General features: G+C 68.1%; 14 protein-coding genes. 7 read left to right on the forward strand and 7 right to left on the reverse strand.

Annotated elements, in window-relative coordinates:
* Positions 1 to 9: 9 nt before the first annotated feature.
* The 7 genes from Q7W02_08715 to Q7W02_08745 form a co-directional block, all read right to left on the reverse strand.
* Entirely contained in the window at positions 10 to 579 is a 570-nt protein-coding gene (locus Q7W02_08715) for an amino acid synthesis family protein (protein ID MDO8476261.1), read from the reverse strand.
* 53 nt (positions 580 to 632) lie between these two features.
* On the reverse strand, positions 633 to 1,808 hold the full coding sequence (locus tag Q7W02_08720) for an amidohydrolase family protein (GenBank protein MDO8476262.1): 1,176 nt from the start codon (positions 1,806 to 1,808) through the stop codon (positions 633 to 635).
* A 97-nt stretch (positions 1,809 to 1,905) separates the two neighbouring features.
* Positions 1,906 to 2,595 (reverse strand): ABC transporter ATP-binding protein, encoded by a 690-nt coding sequence (locus Q7W02_08725; GenBank protein MDO8476263.1) that lies wholly within the window; start codon positions 2,593 to 2,595, stop codon positions 1,906 to 1,908.
* A gap of 50 nt (positions 2,596 to 2,645) precedes the next feature.
* Complete coding sequence (locus tag Q7W02_08730) at positions 2,646 to 3,026, reverse strand: hypothetical protein (GenBank protein MDO8476264.1); 381 nt, start codon at positions 3,024 to 3,026, stop codon at positions 2,646 to 2,648.
* 61 nt (positions 3,027 to 3,087) lie between these two features.
* Complete coding sequence (locus tag Q7W02_08735) at positions 3,088 to 3,837, reverse strand: ABC transporter ATP-binding protein (protein ID MDO8476265.1); 750 nt, start codon at positions 3,835 to 3,837, stop codon at positions 3,088 to 3,090.
* Positions 3,834 to 5,657, reverse strand: coding sequence for an ABC transporter permease (locus tag Q7W02_08740; protein ID MDO8476266.1), 1,824 nt, complete (start codon positions 5,655 to 5,657; stop codon positions 3,834 to 3,836). The genes Q7W02_08735 and Q7W02_08740 overlap by 4 nt, the downstream gene beginning before the upstream one ends.
* A 143-nt stretch (positions 5,658 to 5,800) precedes the next feature.
* The gene (locus Q7W02_08745) at positions 5,801 to 7,009 is read right to left on the reverse strand and encodes an ABC transporter substrate-binding protein (protein MDO8476267.1); all 1,209 of its coding nucleotides are present in this window, start codon (positions 7,007 to 7,009) and stop codon (positions 5,801 to 5,803) included.
* A 175-nt stretch (positions 7,010 to 7,184) separates the two neighbouring features.
* Between Q7W02_08745 and Q7W02_08750 the strand changes: the two genes are divergently transcribed.
* From Q7W02_08750 to Q7W02_08780, 7 genes are all read left to right on the forward strand, one after another.
* Complete coding sequence (locus Q7W02_08750) at positions 7,185 to 8,843, forward strand: ABC transporter substrate-binding protein (GenBank protein MDO8476268.1); 1,659 nt, start codon at positions 7,185 to 7,187, stop codon at positions 8,841 to 8,843.
* Between the two features lie 3 nt (positions 8,844 to 8,846).
* Complete coding sequence (locus tag Q7W02_08755) at positions 8,847 to 10,484, forward strand: ABC transporter substrate-binding protein (protein MDO8476269.1); 1,638 nt, start codon at positions 8,847 to 8,849, stop codon at positions 10,482 to 10,484.
* Between the two features lie 4 nt (positions 10,485 to 10,488).
* Positions 10,489 to 11,436 carry an ABC transporter permease gene (locus Q7W02_08760; protein ID MDO8476270.1) on the forward strand — a complete coding sequence of 316 codons (948 nt, stop codon included), beginning with the start codon at positions 10,489 to 10,491 and terminating at the stop codon, positions 11,434 to 11,436.
* Entirely contained in the window at positions 11,436 to 12,359 is a 924-nt protein-coding gene (locus Q7W02_08765; GenBank protein ID MDO8476271.1) for an ABC transporter permease, read from the forward strand. The genes Q7W02_08760 and Q7W02_08765 overlap by 1 nt, the downstream gene beginning before the upstream one ends.
* Before the next feature lie 231 nt (positions 12,360 to 12,590).
* Positions 12,591 to 13,322 carry a 3-deoxy-manno-octulosonate cytidylyltransferase gene (gene kdsB / locus Q7W02_08770; GenBank protein ID MDO8476272.1) on the forward strand — a complete coding sequence of 244 codons (732 nt, stop codon included), beginning with the start codon at positions 12,591 to 12,593 and terminating at the stop codon, positions 13,320 to 13,322.
* Positions 13,319 to 14,548 (forward strand): MFS transporter, encoded by a 1,230-nt coding sequence (locus Q7W02_08775; protein ID MDO8476273.1) that lies wholly within the window; start codon positions 13,319 to 13,321, stop codon positions 14,546 to 14,548. Before kdsB ends, Q7W02_08775 begins: the two co-directional genes overlap by 4 nt.
* Positions 14,545 to 15,741, forward strand: coding sequence for an MFS transporter (locus tag Q7W02_08780; GenBank protein ID MDO8476274.1), 1,197 nt, complete (start codon positions 14,545 to 14,547; stop codon positions 15,739 to 15,741). Before Q7W02_08775 ends, Q7W02_08780 begins: the two co-directional genes overlap by 4 nt.
* Positions 15,742 to 15,775 lie beyond the last annotated feature (34 nt).

A 15,775-nucleotide genomic window follows, 5' to 3' on the forward strand; every position in this document is an offset into this window, starting at 1 on the left:
CCGCGGCTCTCATCGGAGACCGTCCTCCTTCTTGGCTTCGGCGACCGTGAGACCGCCGACCCGCGGATGCGGCCTGCCGCCGTCGGTGACGACGAGGGCGACCAGGATCTCGTCGGCGCGCGGGGCGTCGCCCAGGCGCACCTCCATGGCGTCGAAGTGGGTGCGCACGAAGGCCGCGTCCTTGAAGTGGAGCGGCACGTCTATGGTCGCGCCGGGCCCGCCGAGCTTCTTCGCCGACGGGATGATCGCCTTGCCGCCGCCGACCGCGGCGCGGAACGGCGTGCCGAGCGTTGGGTGGAGGATGGCCGCCGCGTGCTCGTACTCGCCGTGCTCGCCGACGATCGCTGCTTTTCCATAGGAGTGCACGGGCGCGCCGAGCGCCGCGACGGCGCGGCGGCCAAGCAGGTCGCCCAGCTCCTCGCCGGTCTTGACCAGCTCCTGGAGGTCCTCGACGTAGCGCCCCGCAAACGGGTTCTCGATCACCGCGATGGCGGCAACCTTCTTGATGGGCCGGGCGGCCTTCCTGCCCCCGTCCTCGTAGATCTCCTCGACAACAGTCAGCAGCTTCCGGATACGCATCGTCTTCTCCCCCTCACCCGACCTCTCCCCTAAGGGGAGAGGGGGTCTTGGAACTAGTGGCCTCCTCCAGCGGGTCCGTGTCCTTTGACGACCTCGGCGGCGCGGGTCGCGGGCGGCGTGTTGCGGCTCCGGCCGATCTTGATCTGCCCGTCGATCAGCACCATGGAGATGCCGAAGAGGTCGCCGGCCCTGAGCGCCTCGAGGGCCGTCTTCCCCACCGAGCCGATGGGCGCGTCGACGATGCACAGGTCCGCCTCGCGGCCGGGCTCGATCACGCCCACCGGCAGCTTGTACACGCGCGCGGTATTGCCCGTCGCCATGCAGATGGCCGCCTCGGGGTGGAGGCCCCCGAGAGAGGCCAGGTGCGCGATGACTCTCAGAATGCCGAGCGGCACCACGCCCGTGCCGGACGGCGCGTCGTTGCCGATGATGATGCGGTGAAGCGCCTTGGCTTCCTTGGCGCGCTCGAGGGTATGGAGCGCCGTCTTGCCGTTGCCGCAGTGGACGATCTCGAGCGCCATCTGCGTGGCCACGAGCGAGTCGATCTCCCGCTCGCTCATCGAGGTCGTCCCGCCGTTGATGTGGCCGACCACGTGCGGGTCGGCCTCGAGGACAACCTCCGCGCTGATCGGGCTCGAGCCCGCGATGGACGGCCCGCCCGTGTGGATGGTGACCGTCATGCCGTGCTTCTTGGCCCAGCGGACCATGGGCGCCGCGTCCTTGCCGGTCTTGACCGAGCCGAGCCCGATCTCACCCACCAGTTTGACGCCGTGCCGAGCCATCTCGGCGAAGTCCTCCTCGACCATGCCGAGCTCCAGGATCGGCGCGCCGCCATGGACCTTGACGCCGGCGGGGCGCAGGTTGGCGTAGGCCTTGGCGGCGACGACGGCGAGCGCCTTCAGTCCCACGATGTCCTTGGGCCGCCCGGGCAGGTGGACTTCACCCGCCGAGATCATCGTGGTAAGACCGCCGTTGAGCCCGGACTCGATGAAGTCCATGGTCCGCTGTCTCGGCGTGAAGTCGCCGAAGACGGGATGGCAGTGGGAATCCATCAAGCCGGGGATGACAGCGCTGCCCTTGGCGTCTATGACCGTGTCGGCGTCGCCGTCCAGGCCGCGACCGACGGCGGCGATCTTGCCGTCGGCGATCAGGATGCTGTCGCCGTCAAGCAGGGGCTTCGCGATGTCGCCCGAGACGATCAGCCCGATATTCCTGATGAGCGTCTTCATCAAACCCCCTCACCCTCTCAGCCCTCGCCTCACCGCTCGAAGCGAGCGTCTCGGCTCGAACTGCGACCCTCTCCCCCAATGGGGGAGAGGGAGTGGACTAGACCGTCAGATACGAGCGGCGGGCGGCCTCGTCTTCGAGCAGCCGCGCCATGGCGCCCTCCCACCGGATCTGCCCCTTCTCGATGATGTAGGCCCGGTCGGCCAGCCGCGCCGCGAACTTGAGATTCTGCTCCGAAAGCAGAATGGTCAAGCCCTCCCGCTTCAACGCCGCGATCTGCTGGCCGAGCGCCTGGACGATCACGGGCGCCAGCCCCTCGGAGGGCTCGTCGAGGAGCAGAATGCGCGGGTTGCCCATGAGCGTGCGCGCCACGGTCAGCATCTGTTGCTCCCCGCCAGAGAGGCTGCCGCCGCGACGCCCCGCCAGCTGGCCCAGCTTCGGGAAGTACTCGTAGACGCGCGAGGCCCCCCAGCCGCTGCCGCCCTTGGCGCCCACGAGCAGGTTCTCCTCCACGGTCAGATCACTGAAGATGCGCCGGTCCTCGGGCACCCAGCCGATACCGAGCTTGCTGATCTCGTGGGTGGGCAGCACCGTGATATTCCGCCCGTCGAGGCTGATCGAGCCTCCCGTCACTTCGACGAGCCCCACGATGGCCTTGAGCGTGGTGGACTTGCCGGCGCCGTTGCGGCCGAGCAGAGAGACTACTTCGCCCTCGCGCGCCTCGATCGTGACACCGTGCAGCACGCGCGAGAGACCATACGCCGCCTCGACGCCCTCAAGGCGCAGCATGGAGGTGTCCCCGTGGCGGACTGGAGGCGAGAAAGACGCAGCTCGGAGGCCTAGGCGGGGCCGGAGCGGCCGATGACTCGGACTTCCAGATGGAGCAGGCGCCGGTCCACCCTGCCAAAGTCCTCGCGGACCTCGCCGCGGAAGCGCTCGACCTTCTCGTCGAGGGCGCCCAGCCCCCCGGCGACGGCCTTGATGTCGGACCTAAGGTCCTCGGCAACGACGCCCATGTAACGGCGGGTCTCGGCGGCGCTTGCGTCGACGCGCGCGAGAAGTCTCGACTCGAACTGCTCCATCTGGAGTCGTGTCTCCGCTGCGCTCGCTTGGATCTCCTGGCGGAGCTCGGCGCGGACCTGCTCGCCCATGGCGTGCATCTCCTGGCGCAGGTCGCCGCCGAGCCGTTCGAGGTCCGACGAGTCCACGGGCCGGGGCATGCGTCATACTCCCGCATGTCGGGCGGCATTGTCAACGGTATCCAGGACAATACGCCCGGCATTACTCGGCTTCCCCGAGGTACACCTTCTGGACCTGCGGATCGGCGCGGACTTCGTCGGGGCGGCCTTCGGCGATGACGCGCCCCTGGTGGAGCACCATGATGCGGTCGGCGACCGAGAAGACCACGTCCATGTCATGCTCGGTGAAGAGCACCGTCAGGCCCCGGTCACGCGCGATCCGCTCGGTCAGCGCCATGAGAGCGCCGCGCTCGGCCGGCGCCATGCCCGCCGTGGGCTCGTCCAGCAGCAGGACCTCAGGCGTGTTCGCCAGCGCCACGGCGAGCTCGAGCTTCTTGAGGTCGCCGTAGGCCAGCACTCCCGCCACCCTGTCCGCCTGCGCGGCAAGCCCGACCTGGTCCAGGAGCGCGCGCGCGGCGTCCACGTCCAGCCGCGCCGCGCGCCCGAGCAGCGAATACGTGCGCCGCCCGTGGGAAAAGAGCGCCACCTGGACATTCTCGAGCGCCGTCAGCGACGAAAAAGTCGCGGTGATCTGGAAGGTGCGGCTCACGCCACGGCGCCACACCGCGTGCGGCGGCAGCCCCGAGAGGCGCTCGCCCTTGAAGCGCACCTCGCCCGCGTCCGCCTTGAGCTGACCCGTGAGCATGTTGAAGAAGGTCGTCTTCCCCGCCCCGTTGGGGCCGATGAGCGCGCGGATCTCTCCGCGAGGCATGGCCAGGTCCACGCCCGCCACGGCCTGGACGCCGCCGAAGGACTTGGCGAGCCCGCGCGTCTCGAGAACGGGCGCACTCACGAGCGCCTCCAGTCGAGCACGCCGGCGATGCCGCGCGGAAAGGCCAGCACGAGCGCGATCAAGATGCCGCCCAACCCCGCCTGCCAGTAGTCGGTGTAGCGGGTAATGACGGTGTCGAGGAGCTTGTAGGCGGCGGCGCCGATCAGCGGGCCGGCGGGCGCTCCGATGCCGCCGAGCAGCACCATGACCAGCGGCTGCACCGACATCGGCGTCTCGGTGTAGACGGGGAAGACGCTGCCCTTGAGGAAGACGAACACGGCGCCGGCGAGACCGGCGAAGAAGCCCGCGACGACGAAGGCCGTCCACTGGAGCGCGCGGATGTTGATCCCGACGGCCTCCGCCCGCCGCGCGTGGTCCCGCACCGCCCGGAGGGCCAGGCCGAAGGGCGAGGCCGCCACGACCCGCAGTAGCACGACGCCCGCGCCCGCGAAGCCTAGGGCCCAGTAGTAGTAGCGCATCGGTGACTTGAGCCACGGCGGAGGCCAGACGGACAGGACGCCGTTGTCGCCGCCCGTCACCGCGTCCCACTGATGGACCACGGCGAAGACGATCTGGGCGAAGGCGAGCGTCAGCATGGCGAAGTAGATGCTCGTCAGCCTCACGCTGAAGTATCCGAACACGGCGGCGGCGGCGGCGGCGACCACGGGCGCGGCGAGAAAGGCCAGCGGCATCGGCCAGCCCGCCCACTTGAGCAGCAGCGCCGCACCGTAGGCTCCGAGGCCGAAGTACGCGGCGTGCCCGAAGGACACCATGCCGCCCGGACCCATCAGGAGGTGCAGGCTCGCCGCGAAAAGGGCGAAGGCGAAGATCTCGACCGCCATCCACACCCAGAAGGTCGGCAGGAGGAGCGGCAGCGCCAGCAAGACCAGGGCGGTCGCGGCGAGCCAGGCCGGATGCCACGGGACACGGCGCTCCCTGGCGACGGCGCTACCCGCCGCGCGAAGCTGGATCTCCGGCCGGCCGAGGAGTCCCCACGGCCGGACGATGAGCACCACGGCCATCACGACGAACATGAGGACGATGGAGGCCTTGGGCAGGATCAGGACGCCGTAGGCGTTGAGCACGCCGATCAGGAGCGACGCCAGGAGAGCGCCCCACACCGAGCCCATGCCTCCGATCACGACGACCACGAAGGCCTCGACGATGACGGTGGTGTCCATCACCGTCGTGAGCGCGAGGCGGGGCACCTGGAGCGCGCCCCCCAGCCCCGCGAGGAACGAGCCCAGGACGAAGACACCCGTGAAGAGGCGCCTCTGGTCCACGCCGAGGGCCGCGACCATCTCCCGGTCCTGCGTCGCCGCGCGAATCAGAATGCCCCAGCGCGTCCGGTGGAAAACGAGCCAGAGCCCGAGCGCCACGAGCGGACCAAAGATGATCACCGCGAGGTCGTAGCTGGGAAAGAGCTGGCCGGCGATGGGCACCGAGCCCGCGAGTCCCGGCGCAACGGGGCCCGTCTTGTTGTCCGCGCCCCAGAAGAAGCGCACGGCGTCGGCGACGACCAGGACCAGCGCGAAGGTCAGGAGGAGCTGGTAGAGCTCGGGCGCGCGGTACACACGTCGGAGCAGGAGCACCTCGACGAGGCCGCCGAGGGCGGCGACCAGGAGCGCCGCGAGGAACGCGGCCGCGTAGAAGGCGGCAGGACCCAGAGGCAGCGCCGCGGAGAGCGAATACGTGAAGTAGGCCGCCAGCATGTAGAAGGAGCCGTGGGCGAAGTTGACGATGCGCGTGACGCCGAAGATGAGCGACAGCCCCGACGCGATGAGAAAGAGGAACATCGCGTTGGCGAGGCCGCTCAGCAGCTGGACGAGGAGGAGGGACATGGCGCCCCCTTGACTAACTCAGCCCTCGCCTCGCCGCTCGAGACGAGCGTCTCGGCTCGAACTGCGACCCTCTCCCCCGATGGGGGAGAGGGGTTCGGAGGTCCCTCTCCCCACTGGGGAGAGGGTAGGGTGAGGGGGTCAGATCAATTGCCCGGGCGGAGCTTCTTCACTTCGTCGTCGGAGGGCAGCACCTTCTCGCCGGGGATGTACTCGTAGTTGACCATGATCCCAACGCCGCGCGCTGGGTCGATCTTGGTCGTGCCCACCCACGCGCCCATGGTGGACTGGCCGTCCACGGCGCGGAAGGTGATGGGCCCGATCGGCGTCTCGACCTTGAGCCCCTTGAAGGCGGCCACGAGCTTGCCGGTGTCGGTGCTGCCGGCCTTCCTGATGCCCTCCGCGATGGACTGGTAGGTGACGTACCCGATCAGCGAGCCGAGCACCGGCGGCTTGTCGCCGCGCTTCGTGTAGCGGGCGACCCACTCCTGGTGGCCTCCGCTCTTGATGTCGTACCAGGGATAGCCTGTCACGAGCATGCCCTCGGGCGCCTCGAGCTTGAGCGGGTCGATGTACTCGGGCTCGCCCAGGAGGATGCCCACGACGAACGTCTTCTGGAAGAGGCCGCGCTTCTGCGCCTCTCTGACGAACGCGAGCCAGTCGCTGCCGAAGAGCGAGACGTAGAGGGCGTCGGGGTTCTGGCTCATGATGGCCGTGACGAGAGGACCGGGCTCGATCTTTCCGAGCGTCGGCCAGTGCTCACCCACGACCTGGACGTCGGGCTTGAGCTCCTTGAGGCGGTCCCGGAAGGTCTCCCAGGCGCGCTTGCCGTACTCGTAGTTGGGCCCGATCGTCACCCACTTGACGTACTTCATCTTCCCGGCCTTCTCGGCCAGCATGCGCCCCTGCTCATAGGTGTTGGGCCGGAGGCGAACAACATAGTCGTGCCCCTTGGACCAGGTCAGGGCTTCCGTCAGCGGCTCGGCGGCGACGAACATCACCTTGTTCTGCTTGGCCCAATCGGAGACCGCGAGCCCGACGTTCGAGAGAAAGGTGCCCGCGATGAGGGCGACCTTCTCCGACTCGACCAGCTCCTGGGCGTGCTTCACCGCTTCCGCCGGCTGGCCTTTGTCGTCGCGGAAGAGCACCTCGAGCTTGCGCCCGAGGACCCCGCCCTTGGCGTTGATCTCCTCGACGGCCATCTCGACGCCGGCCTTGTACGGCCCCGTGAAGGGCGCGCCGATGCCGCTGTAGGAGTTGATCTCGCCGACCTTGATGGGCTGGGCTGCCGCCTGGGCCGGAAACGAAAGCGCCAGGCTGGCCGTTATGAGGAACAGGAGTAGGCGTGAGCGCATCGAGAGCCTCCTCTGGGTTCGTGTTGCGCTTGAGTAAAGCAGAAGGCCGCCGGGTGTCAAGCCGATTCCGGGCGCCACAGGCCGCTTGACAGGAGGCGGCGTCCTGTCTCACAGTGGGCGCCACTTCCCACCGGAACTGCCCGTCACTCAGCATACTTAATAAGGAGGGGTGGCCATGGACGCCCACGCGCCTTCGAAGCCGTCTCTGAACCGACGCGACCTGCTCAAGTGGGGCGGCGCGGGCCTGGCCGCCGCGGCCGCGGGCCCGGCCATATGGACGCCGGCGCATGCGCAGTCGCCCAAGCGGGGCGGCACGCTCTCGCTCCGCCTCTGGGACCCGCCGCACTTCGACCCGCACCTCACCATCTCGTACAAGACCCACATCGCGCTGACCTTCACCCACAGCCGCCTCCTCAAGCACAAAGCCGGGCCGGGCGTCGTCCCGGGCACCTTCCCGATCGAAGGCGACCTGGCCGAGTCCTGGACCCAGCCCAACGACACGACGTACATCTTCAAGCTCCGCAAGGGCGTCCGCTGGCAGAACAAGCCGCCCGTCAACGGGCGGGAGCTGACGGCCGACGATGTCGTGTACTCCGTCGAGCGCTTCAGGACGATCAAAGGCAACGCCAACGCCTACATGCTGTCGTCCCTGGACAGGGTCGAGGCGCCCGACAAGTACACGGTCAAGTTCACGCTCAAGGAGCCGTACGTCTGGTTTCTCGACATGCTCGCCAACCCCATGGCGGTCGCCGTCGTCGCGAAAGAGTGCGTGGAGAAGTTCGGGGACCTCAAGAAGTGGGAGAGCGCCGTGGGCACCGGGCCGTGGACGCTCGACAGCTACCGCCCCAACGTGGGCTACACCTACGTGCGGAACCCCGCCTACCTCGCGGCGGGCCTGCCCTATATCGACAAGGTCGAGGTGACGGTGGACGAGGACAACGCTTCGCGCATGGCCGCCTTCATCGCGGGCAAGTACGACCTCGGCTGGGAGATCACAGGCGCCATCAACCGCGTGGACTGGGTGCAGATCAAGGACACGCTCAAGCAGAGGCGCCCGCGGCTCCAGACCGCCGAGTACCCCTCCAACGTGATGTCGCACATCTCCATGCGCACCGACCAGAAACCATTCAGCGACCCACGCGTCCGCCAGGCGATGTCTCTCGCCATCGACCGCCAGGGGCTCATCGACGCCACGGCCGAGGGCGTGGGCGTGTTCAACCCGCCGGTGCCGGCGGCGCTCAAGGAATGGTCGCTGCCGGTTGCCCAGCTCGGGGAGGGCGCCAAGTACTACAAGTACGATCCGAAGGAAGCCAAACGGCTGTTGGGCGAAGCCGGTTACCCCAACGGCTTCCCGGCCTCGATGTGCTTCACCACGTACGGCTCAACGACCCTGGTGGACGGGGCGCAGCTCGTCCTCAAGTACCTCAAGGACGTGGGGATCGACACCAAGCTCGATCAGAAGGAGTACGGCGCCTACATCTCGACCTGCTTCTACGGAAAGTTCGACTCCCTGACCTTCGGACCCCAGACGCCCTTCCTCGAGCCCGACAACTTCCTCTTCGGCCAGTACTACCCGGGGGAGACGAAGAACCAGAGTCACATCAACGACCCCGTGGTGGCCGACATGCTGATCCGCCAGCGACGCACCCACGATGTCGCCAAGCGGCGCGAGGTCATCCACGACATCCAGCGCCATCTGGCCAAGCAGCAGCACTACGTGCAGGTCCCGTCGGGCATCTCCATCGGGGTGTGGGACAGCGCGCTCAAGAACTACGGCCCGAACATCGGCTACGATTACGGCGGACGCCTCATGGCGGCCTGGCTGGAAAGGTAGACCATGCGCACGAGACTGAGCCGGCGGGATCTGCTCAAGTTGGGCAGCGCGGGGCTGGCCGCGGCGGCGGCGCCCGCGGTGTGGAGCCCCGTTCAAGCGCAGGCGCCCAAGCGAGGCGGGACGCTCTCGCTGCGGCTGTGGGATCCGCCGCACTTCGACCCGCACCTGACGATCTCGTACAAGACCAACGTCCTCTACACCTTCTCCCACAGCCGGCTCTTGAAGTTCAAGGCGGGGCCGGCGGTGCAGCCGGGCACGTTCACGCTCGAGGGCGACCTCGCCGAGTCCTGGACGCAGCCCAATGACACCACGTACATCTTCAAGCTCCGCAAAGGGGTCCGCTGGCACAACAAGCCGCCTGTGAACGGGCGCGAGCTGACCGCCGACGACGTCAAGTACACCTTCGACCGCTTCGTGAACGAGAAGGGCAATGCCTATCGCAGCATGATGGCGGCGCTCGACAAGGTCGAGGTCGTCGACAAGTACACGGTGAAGATGACGCTCAAGGAGCCCTACGTCTGGTTCCTCGACATGGTCGCCAATCCGATGGCGTTGGCCATCATCGCAAAGGAAGCTGTCGAGAAGTTCGGCGACCTCAAGAAGTCCGAGGCCGTGATCGGCACGGGCCCGTGGATGCTGGACACCTACCGGCCGAATGTCGGCGTCACCTACGTGAGGAACCCGGGCTACTTCCTGAGCGGCTTGCCCTATATCGACAAGGTCGAGGTCACCATAGACGAGGACAATGCCTCGCGCATGGCCGCCTTCATCGCGGGCAAGTACGACCTCGGCTGGGAGAATCCCGGGAATATCAACAGGGCCGACTGGGTCCAGATCAAGGACACGCTCAAGCAGAGACGGCCGAAACTCCAGACCATGGAGTACGCCTCCAACCAGGAGAGCCACATCTACATGCGCACCGACAAGCCGCCGTTCAGCGATGTCCGCGTGCGCCGCGCCATCTCGCTGGCCTTCAACCGCCAGGGCATCATCGACGCTCTCTTCGAAGGCGTTGGCATCTTCAACCCCGCCGTGCCGGCCGGCCTCAAGGACTGGGCGCTGCCCGTGGACCAGCTCGGCGAGGGCGCCCAGTACTACAAGTTCGATCCCGCCCGCGCCAAGAAGCTCCTCGCCGAGGCCGGCTACCCCAATGGCTTCCCGGCCACGATCTCCTACGCGACATACGGCTCGACGATCCTTGTCGACAGCCTGCAGCTCCTCCTGAAGAACCTCAAGGACATCGGCATCGACGCCAAGCTGATCCAGCAGGAGTACGGCGCGTACATCAGCACCGCCTTCTACGGCAAGTACGAGTCCATGGCGTACGGTCCGCAGACGCCCTTCCTCGACCCGGACAACTTTCTCTTCGGCCCGCACATGCCCGGAGAGCTCAAGAACCAGAGCCACGTGAACGATCCCGTGCTGGGCGACATGCTGGTCCGCCAGCGCCGCACTGCCGACGTGGCGAAGCGGCGCGAGGTGCTGCACGAGATCCAGCGCTATCTCGCAAAGCAGCAGTACTACGTGTATGCGCCCTCCGGTGTCAACATCGGCGTGTGGGACGGGGCCCTCAAGAACTACGCGCCCAACATCGGCTACGACTGGGGCGGCCGCGTGACCGCGGCCTGGCTCGACCGCTGACGCTGTGCTGAGGCGGTACCTCCTCAAGCGCCTCCTCGTCGCGATCCCGTCGCTGGTGATCGCCTCGCTCATCGTCTTCACCCTGCCCCGCCTCCTGCCGGGCGACGCGGTCCAGCTCATGATGGAGGAGAAGGCGTACGGCAAGGACGTGGACGATCTCCGGCACAAGCTGGGGCTCGACCGCCCGATCTACATCCAGTACTTCGCGTGGGTCGGCAACGTCGTCCGCGGCAACCTCGGCGAGTCGCTCTGGACCAAGCGGACGGTGGTGGAGGAGCTCCGCATGCGGCTGCCGGTCACGCTGCTCCTCGGCGGCCTGGCCATCTGCTTCGCCGTCGTCATCGCGATCCCCATCGGCGTGCTCTCCGCTGTGCGGGCGGACACCATGCGGGACTACGTCGCGCGGAGCGCGGCCATCATCGGCTTGTCGGTCCCGAGCTTCTGGATCGCCACGCTCGTCATCGTCCTGCCCGCGATCTGGTGGGGGTGGACGCCGCATCTCGGCTTCACCGAGTTCAGCAAGTCGCCCACGGCCCACGTGCTCCAGTTCCTCCTGCCGGCGCTCATCCTGGGCTTGGCCTCGGCGGCGGGGATCATGCGGCTCACGCGGGCCATGCTGCTCGAGGTGCTGCGCCAGGACTACGTCCGCACGGCGTGGGCCAAGGGGCTGCGCGAGGGCGTGGTGGTGCTCAAGCACAGCCTCAAGAACGCCCTGATCCCGGTCGTTACCATCCTCGGGATCCAGCTCGCGCAGATCTTCAGCGGCACCGTCATCATCGAGTTAATCTTCCAGCTGCCGGGCATGGGGCGCTTCCTCTTCGACGCCATCAACCAGCGGGACTACCCGGTCATCCAGGGCATCAACCTGCTCGTCGTGTCCATCATCGTGCTGATGAACCTCACGGTGGATCTTCTCTACGCCGTGCTGGACCCGAGGATCCGCTACTCGTAATGGCCAGGCACACCGACGCCGTCGCAACGGTCGAGCCCGCGAGCGAGACCTGGGCGCTCCCCCGGGGGGTCCGGGCGCTCCTGCTCTTCTGCCGGCGCAAGCCCCTGGGCGCCCTTGGCGGATTCCTCGTGCTGGTCATGCTCGTCATGGCGGTGGGCGCGCCCTGGATCGCCCACTACGTCTACGACGAGAGCATACCCGGGGCGCGGATGAAAGCGCCCGGCGCCCAGTTCTGGATGGGCACGGATAATCTCTCCCGCGACATGTGGAGCCGCGTGGTATACGGCGCGCGAGTCTCGGTCACCGTGGGCTTCATCACGATCGCGCTTGCCACCCTCATCGCCACGGCCGTGGGAGTCTCGAGCGCCTACATCGGCGGCATCTACGATATAGCCGTGCAGCGCGTGGTGGACGCCTGGATGTCCTTCCCCTATCTCGTGATCATCCTCTCGCTGATGGCCGTGCTCGGGCCCGGACTCATGAACCTGATCCTGTCGCTGTCCGTCCTGGTCGCGGCAACCAGCGCCCGCGTGATACGCGGCGCGGCGCTCAGCGTCATGGAGAACCCCTACATCGAGTCCGCGCGAGCCATGGGCACCGGGCATCTCCGCATCGTCCTGCGCCACGTGGTGCCCAACGTCATGGCCACGGTCATCATCGTCGCGACCATCGGGCTCGGCGGCGTCATCCTGGCCGAGTCTTCCCTCTCCTTCCTCGGCCTTGGGGTCCCGCCGCCGCAGCCGTCCTGGGGCGCCATGCTGGCCGGCTCGGGCCGCTCCTACATGCAGCGCGCGCCCTGGATGGCCATCTTCCCGGGCCTGGCCATCTCGCTGGCCGTCTTCGGCTTCAACATGCTCGGCGACGCGCTCCGCGACGTCCTCGACCCCCGGCTTAGAGGTACAGGCACCGGCCCCGCCCGTTAGCAGGCTGCCGCCTCTTGTCCGTAACACGGGGATCTGCGCGGCTCCGCCGTCTTTCTGGTAGCCTAGCCCGGATTATGCGTGAAGACATGCGCCACCCTCACCCCGACCCTCTCCCTCTCCGAGGGAGAGGGAGCCGTTTCGATCCCCTCGCCCCCGGAGGGGGAGAGGGACAGGGTGAGGGGGCGCATAGGACGCGGAACACGCGTTCGTGATTAGAGCAGGCTAGCGGGGGTGAACATTCTGGGCGTCATCCCGGCGCGGCTGCATTCGACCCGACTGCCGCGCAAGGTCCTCCGCGAGATCGCGGGCGTGCCCATGGTGGTCTACGTCTTCAGACGCGCCCAGGGCTGCCGCCTCCTCTCCGACCTCCTCGTCGCCACCGACAGCGAGGAGGTCGTCGAGGCCTGCCACGCCTATCACATCCCGGCCGTCTTGACGTCGCCCGACCATCAGTCGGGGACGGATCGGCTCTGGGAAGTGTCGCGCGCCCGCGTGGCCGACGTCTACGTCAACATCCAGGGCGACGAGCCGCTCGTGACGACGGGCCACATCGAAACCCTGGTACGACCCTTTCTCGACGAGCCCGAGGTCCAGGTGACGACGCTCAAGATCCGCGCGACCCCCGACGAGGTCGCAAGCCGGACCGCCAACAAGGTGGTGACGGACCGCCACGGTAATGCGCTGTACTTCTCGCGGCTGCCCATTCCCTGCGATCGCGACAATGTCGGCGGCATCGTGTACTGGAAGCACATCGGCATGTACGCCTACCGGCGCCAGGTTCTGGAGATGTACCATTCGCTGCCGCCATCGGCCCTGGAGAGGGCGGAACAGCTCGAGCAGCTTCGGCTGCTCGAGCACGGCATCCCGATCCGCGTTCTCGAGACACGCGAGGCTACGATCGGTGTGGACACCGAGGAGGATCTCAAAGCCGTCGCCGCGCTCGTCGCATCCCGCCCCTCTTGAACAAACCGCCCGTTGCGACCAACCCGGAAGCCGCCGCGGGGCGCTGGGGCATCCTCGCGTTGATCATGGCCGCCCAGACCATGGCCAATGTCGGCCCGCTCGGGATCCCGGCCATCGCGCCGCTGATCCGCCAAGACCTTGGGCTCTCGATGGCGCAGGCGGGCTCCTTTCTGTCCGCCTACTACGTCGGCACCACGCTCATGTCCCTGCCCGCCGGCTGGATGGCCGACCGGTGGGGCGTCCTGGCGACCATGGTGCTGGGACAGGCCGTCATCGCCGCCGGCCTCTACGCCGTCGCGGGCACCGGCTCCTTCTCCCTGCTCATGATCGTCATGATCTGCGCCGGCGTGGGCTACGGCATGCTCAACCCGACGACGGCCAAGGCGGCCATCGCATGGTTCCCACGCCGCCAGCGCGCCACCGCCGTCGGCCTCAAGCAGGTCGGCCTGCCTCTGGGCGGCGCGGTCGGCGCCTCGATCATGCCGCCGCTCGCCCTCTGGCTCGGCTGGCGACCGGCGGTGGCGCTGCCGGCCTCGCTGATCGCGGTACTGGCCGCCGTGACGTGGCTCCTCTACCGAGACCCGCCAGCCGCCGCCGACACGGACGGCCTGTCCGTCGGCCCCGCGAGCCTTCGGAGCGTCCTCGGCAACCGCGACCTCTGGCTCGTCTCGGGCGCCACGATGATCTTCGCGGGCATGCAGACGGTGTGGATGTCCTTCCTCGTGCTCTACCTGACCGAGGTCCTGCGCGTCTCGCTGGTCCACGCGGGGCGCTACCTCGTGATGGCCCAGGCGACCGGCATTGCCGGTCGCGTGATCTTCGGCATGCTCTCCGACCGGTTCTTCGGCGGGCGCCGGCGCATCGTGCTCGTCATCGCCGGCGTCGGCTCGACGGCCTGCTCGCTCGTGATGGCGGGGACGGGGCCCGGCACGAGCGCATGGGTCCTGGCGCCGCTCGCGCTCGTCTTCGGCTTCTTCGGCATCGGCTGGAACGGCGTCCAGCACACGCTCATGGCAGAGCTGGTCGGGCCGCGGGGCGCGGGCACGGCCATCGGGCTCGGGCTCGCCATCTCGTCCTTCGGCGTCACCATTTGCCCGCCCATTTTCGGCTTGGCCGTGGAGCGCTTGGGCGGCTTCGGCGTGCCCTGGGCGGCGCTCGGCCTCGTCATGGCCGCTACGATGTGCCTCCTGATCCCGGTGCGGGAAGGAAGGATGGAGACCCCGTGAGTGATCGCTCGTCCTACGGCTGGGTCGTGCTCGGCGCCGCCTTCGTCATCATCACCATGGCGGTCGGCACGCTCTTCTCCCTCGCCGTCTTCCTCAAGCCGCTCGAGGACTCCATGGGCTGGGCGCGCTCGAGCGTCAGCGCCATCGCGCTGCTCAACTGGATCGCGATGGGACTGGGCTCTTTCCTCGCGGGGTATCTCTCCGACCGCTTCGGCGCGCGCCCGGTGGTGCTGGGCGGCGGGGTGCTGCTCGGAGCGGGGCTGATCCTCTCCGGCCGGGCGGAGGCGCTCTGGCAGTTCTACGTCAGCTTCGGCGTCCTGGTCGGCTTCGGCGTGAGCTGCTTCTACGTACCGCTGACCGTGACGGCCATCCGCTGGTTCGAGCACCGGCGGGGGATGGCCGCGTCCATCGTTTCGTCGGGCAACGGCCTCGGCACGCTGGCCCTCGCCCCGCTCACCCGTTGGCTCATCAACAACTATGACTGGCGCACGGCCTTCCTGATCCTGGGCGAGCTCGCGCTGATCGTTGTCATCCCCGCGGCGCTCCTGCTCAGGCGGGCGCCCACTGCCGGCCTGCCGGCCTCGCAGCCGGCGCCGGAGCCGGGGCTGACCGCCCGACGGCTCTGGACCTTCTGGCCGTTCTGGGCCATCGCACTGACCCACTTCGCCTGCTGCGCGGCCCATTCGGGACCGATCTTCCACATGGTCTCCCACGCCATAGACCAGGGCGTAGCGGCCCTGGCGGCGGCGGGGGCGCTGGGCATCTCGGGCCTGACATCCATCATCGGGCGCGTCGGCACCGGCATGGTCGCCGACCGCGTCGGCGCCAAGCGCACCCTGGTCACCGGGCTGATCCTCCAGGCCATGACCATCTTCCTGTACGTCTTCGCGGGCGACGCGGGCACGCTCTACGCCCTCGCCATGGTCTTCGGGGTCGCCTACGGCAGCGTCATGCCGCTCTACGCCGTTGTCACCCGCGAGTACTTCGGTGATCGGGCCATGGGCACGGCCTATGGCGGCGTCTTCTTCATCTCCTGCATCGGCATGGGCATAGGCTCCTACGCCGGGGGCATCATTCACGATGTGTTCGGCTCTTATCTCTGGCTCTTCCTGGGCTCCGGCGCCATCGCCACCATGGCCATCGTGCTGGCCTTGACGCTCCGGCCGCCGAGGACCGCCCTGCGCCCGGCGTGACGCAAGGCGGCGCTTTTCCCCGTTGACACGCGAG

The organism is Candidatus Rokuibacteriota bacterium, assembly GCA_030647435.1.
GTDB lineage: Bacteria > Methylomirabilota > Methylomirabilia > Rokubacteriales > CSP1-6 > AR37.

Bases quoted from the DNA above. Each gene is read 5' to 3' on its own strand.
- Q7W02_08715 (MDO8476261.1), bottom strand. From the start codon at position 579: ATGCGTATCCGGAAGCTGCTGACTGTTGTCGAGGAGATCTACGAGGAC.
- Q7W02_08720 (MDO8476262.1), bottom strand. From the start codon at position 1,808: ATGAAGACGCTCATCAGGAATATCGGGCTGATCGTCTCGGGCGACATC.
- Q7W02_08725 (MDO8476263.1), bottom strand. From the start codon at position 2,595: ATGCTGCGCCTTGAGGGCGTCGAGGCGGCGTATGGTCTCTCGCGCGTG.
- Q7W02_08730 (MDO8476264.1), bottom strand. From the start codon at position 3,026: ATGCCCCGGCCCGTGGACTCGTCGGACCTCGAACGGCTCGGCGGCGAC.
- Q7W02_08740 (MDO8476266.1), bottom strand. From the start codon at position 5,657: ATGTCCCTCCTCCTCGTCCAGCTGCTGAGCGGCCTCGCCAACGCGATG.
- Q7W02_08745 (MDO8476267.1), bottom strand. From the start codon at position 7,009: ATGCGCTCACGCCTACTCCTGTTCCTCATAACGGCCAGCCTGGCGCTT.
- Q7W02_08750 (MDO8476268.1), top strand. From the start codon at position 7,185: ATGGACGCCCACGCGCCTTCGAAGCCGTCTCTGAACCGACGCGACCTG.
- Q7W02_08755 (MDO8476269.1), top strand. From the start codon at position 8,847: ATGCGCACGAGACTGAGCCGGCGGGATCTGCTCAAGTTGGGCAGCGCG.
- Q7W02_08765 (MDO8476271.1), top strand. From the start codon at position 11,436: ATGGCCAGGCACACCGACGCCGTCGCAACGGTCGAGCCCGCGAGCGAG.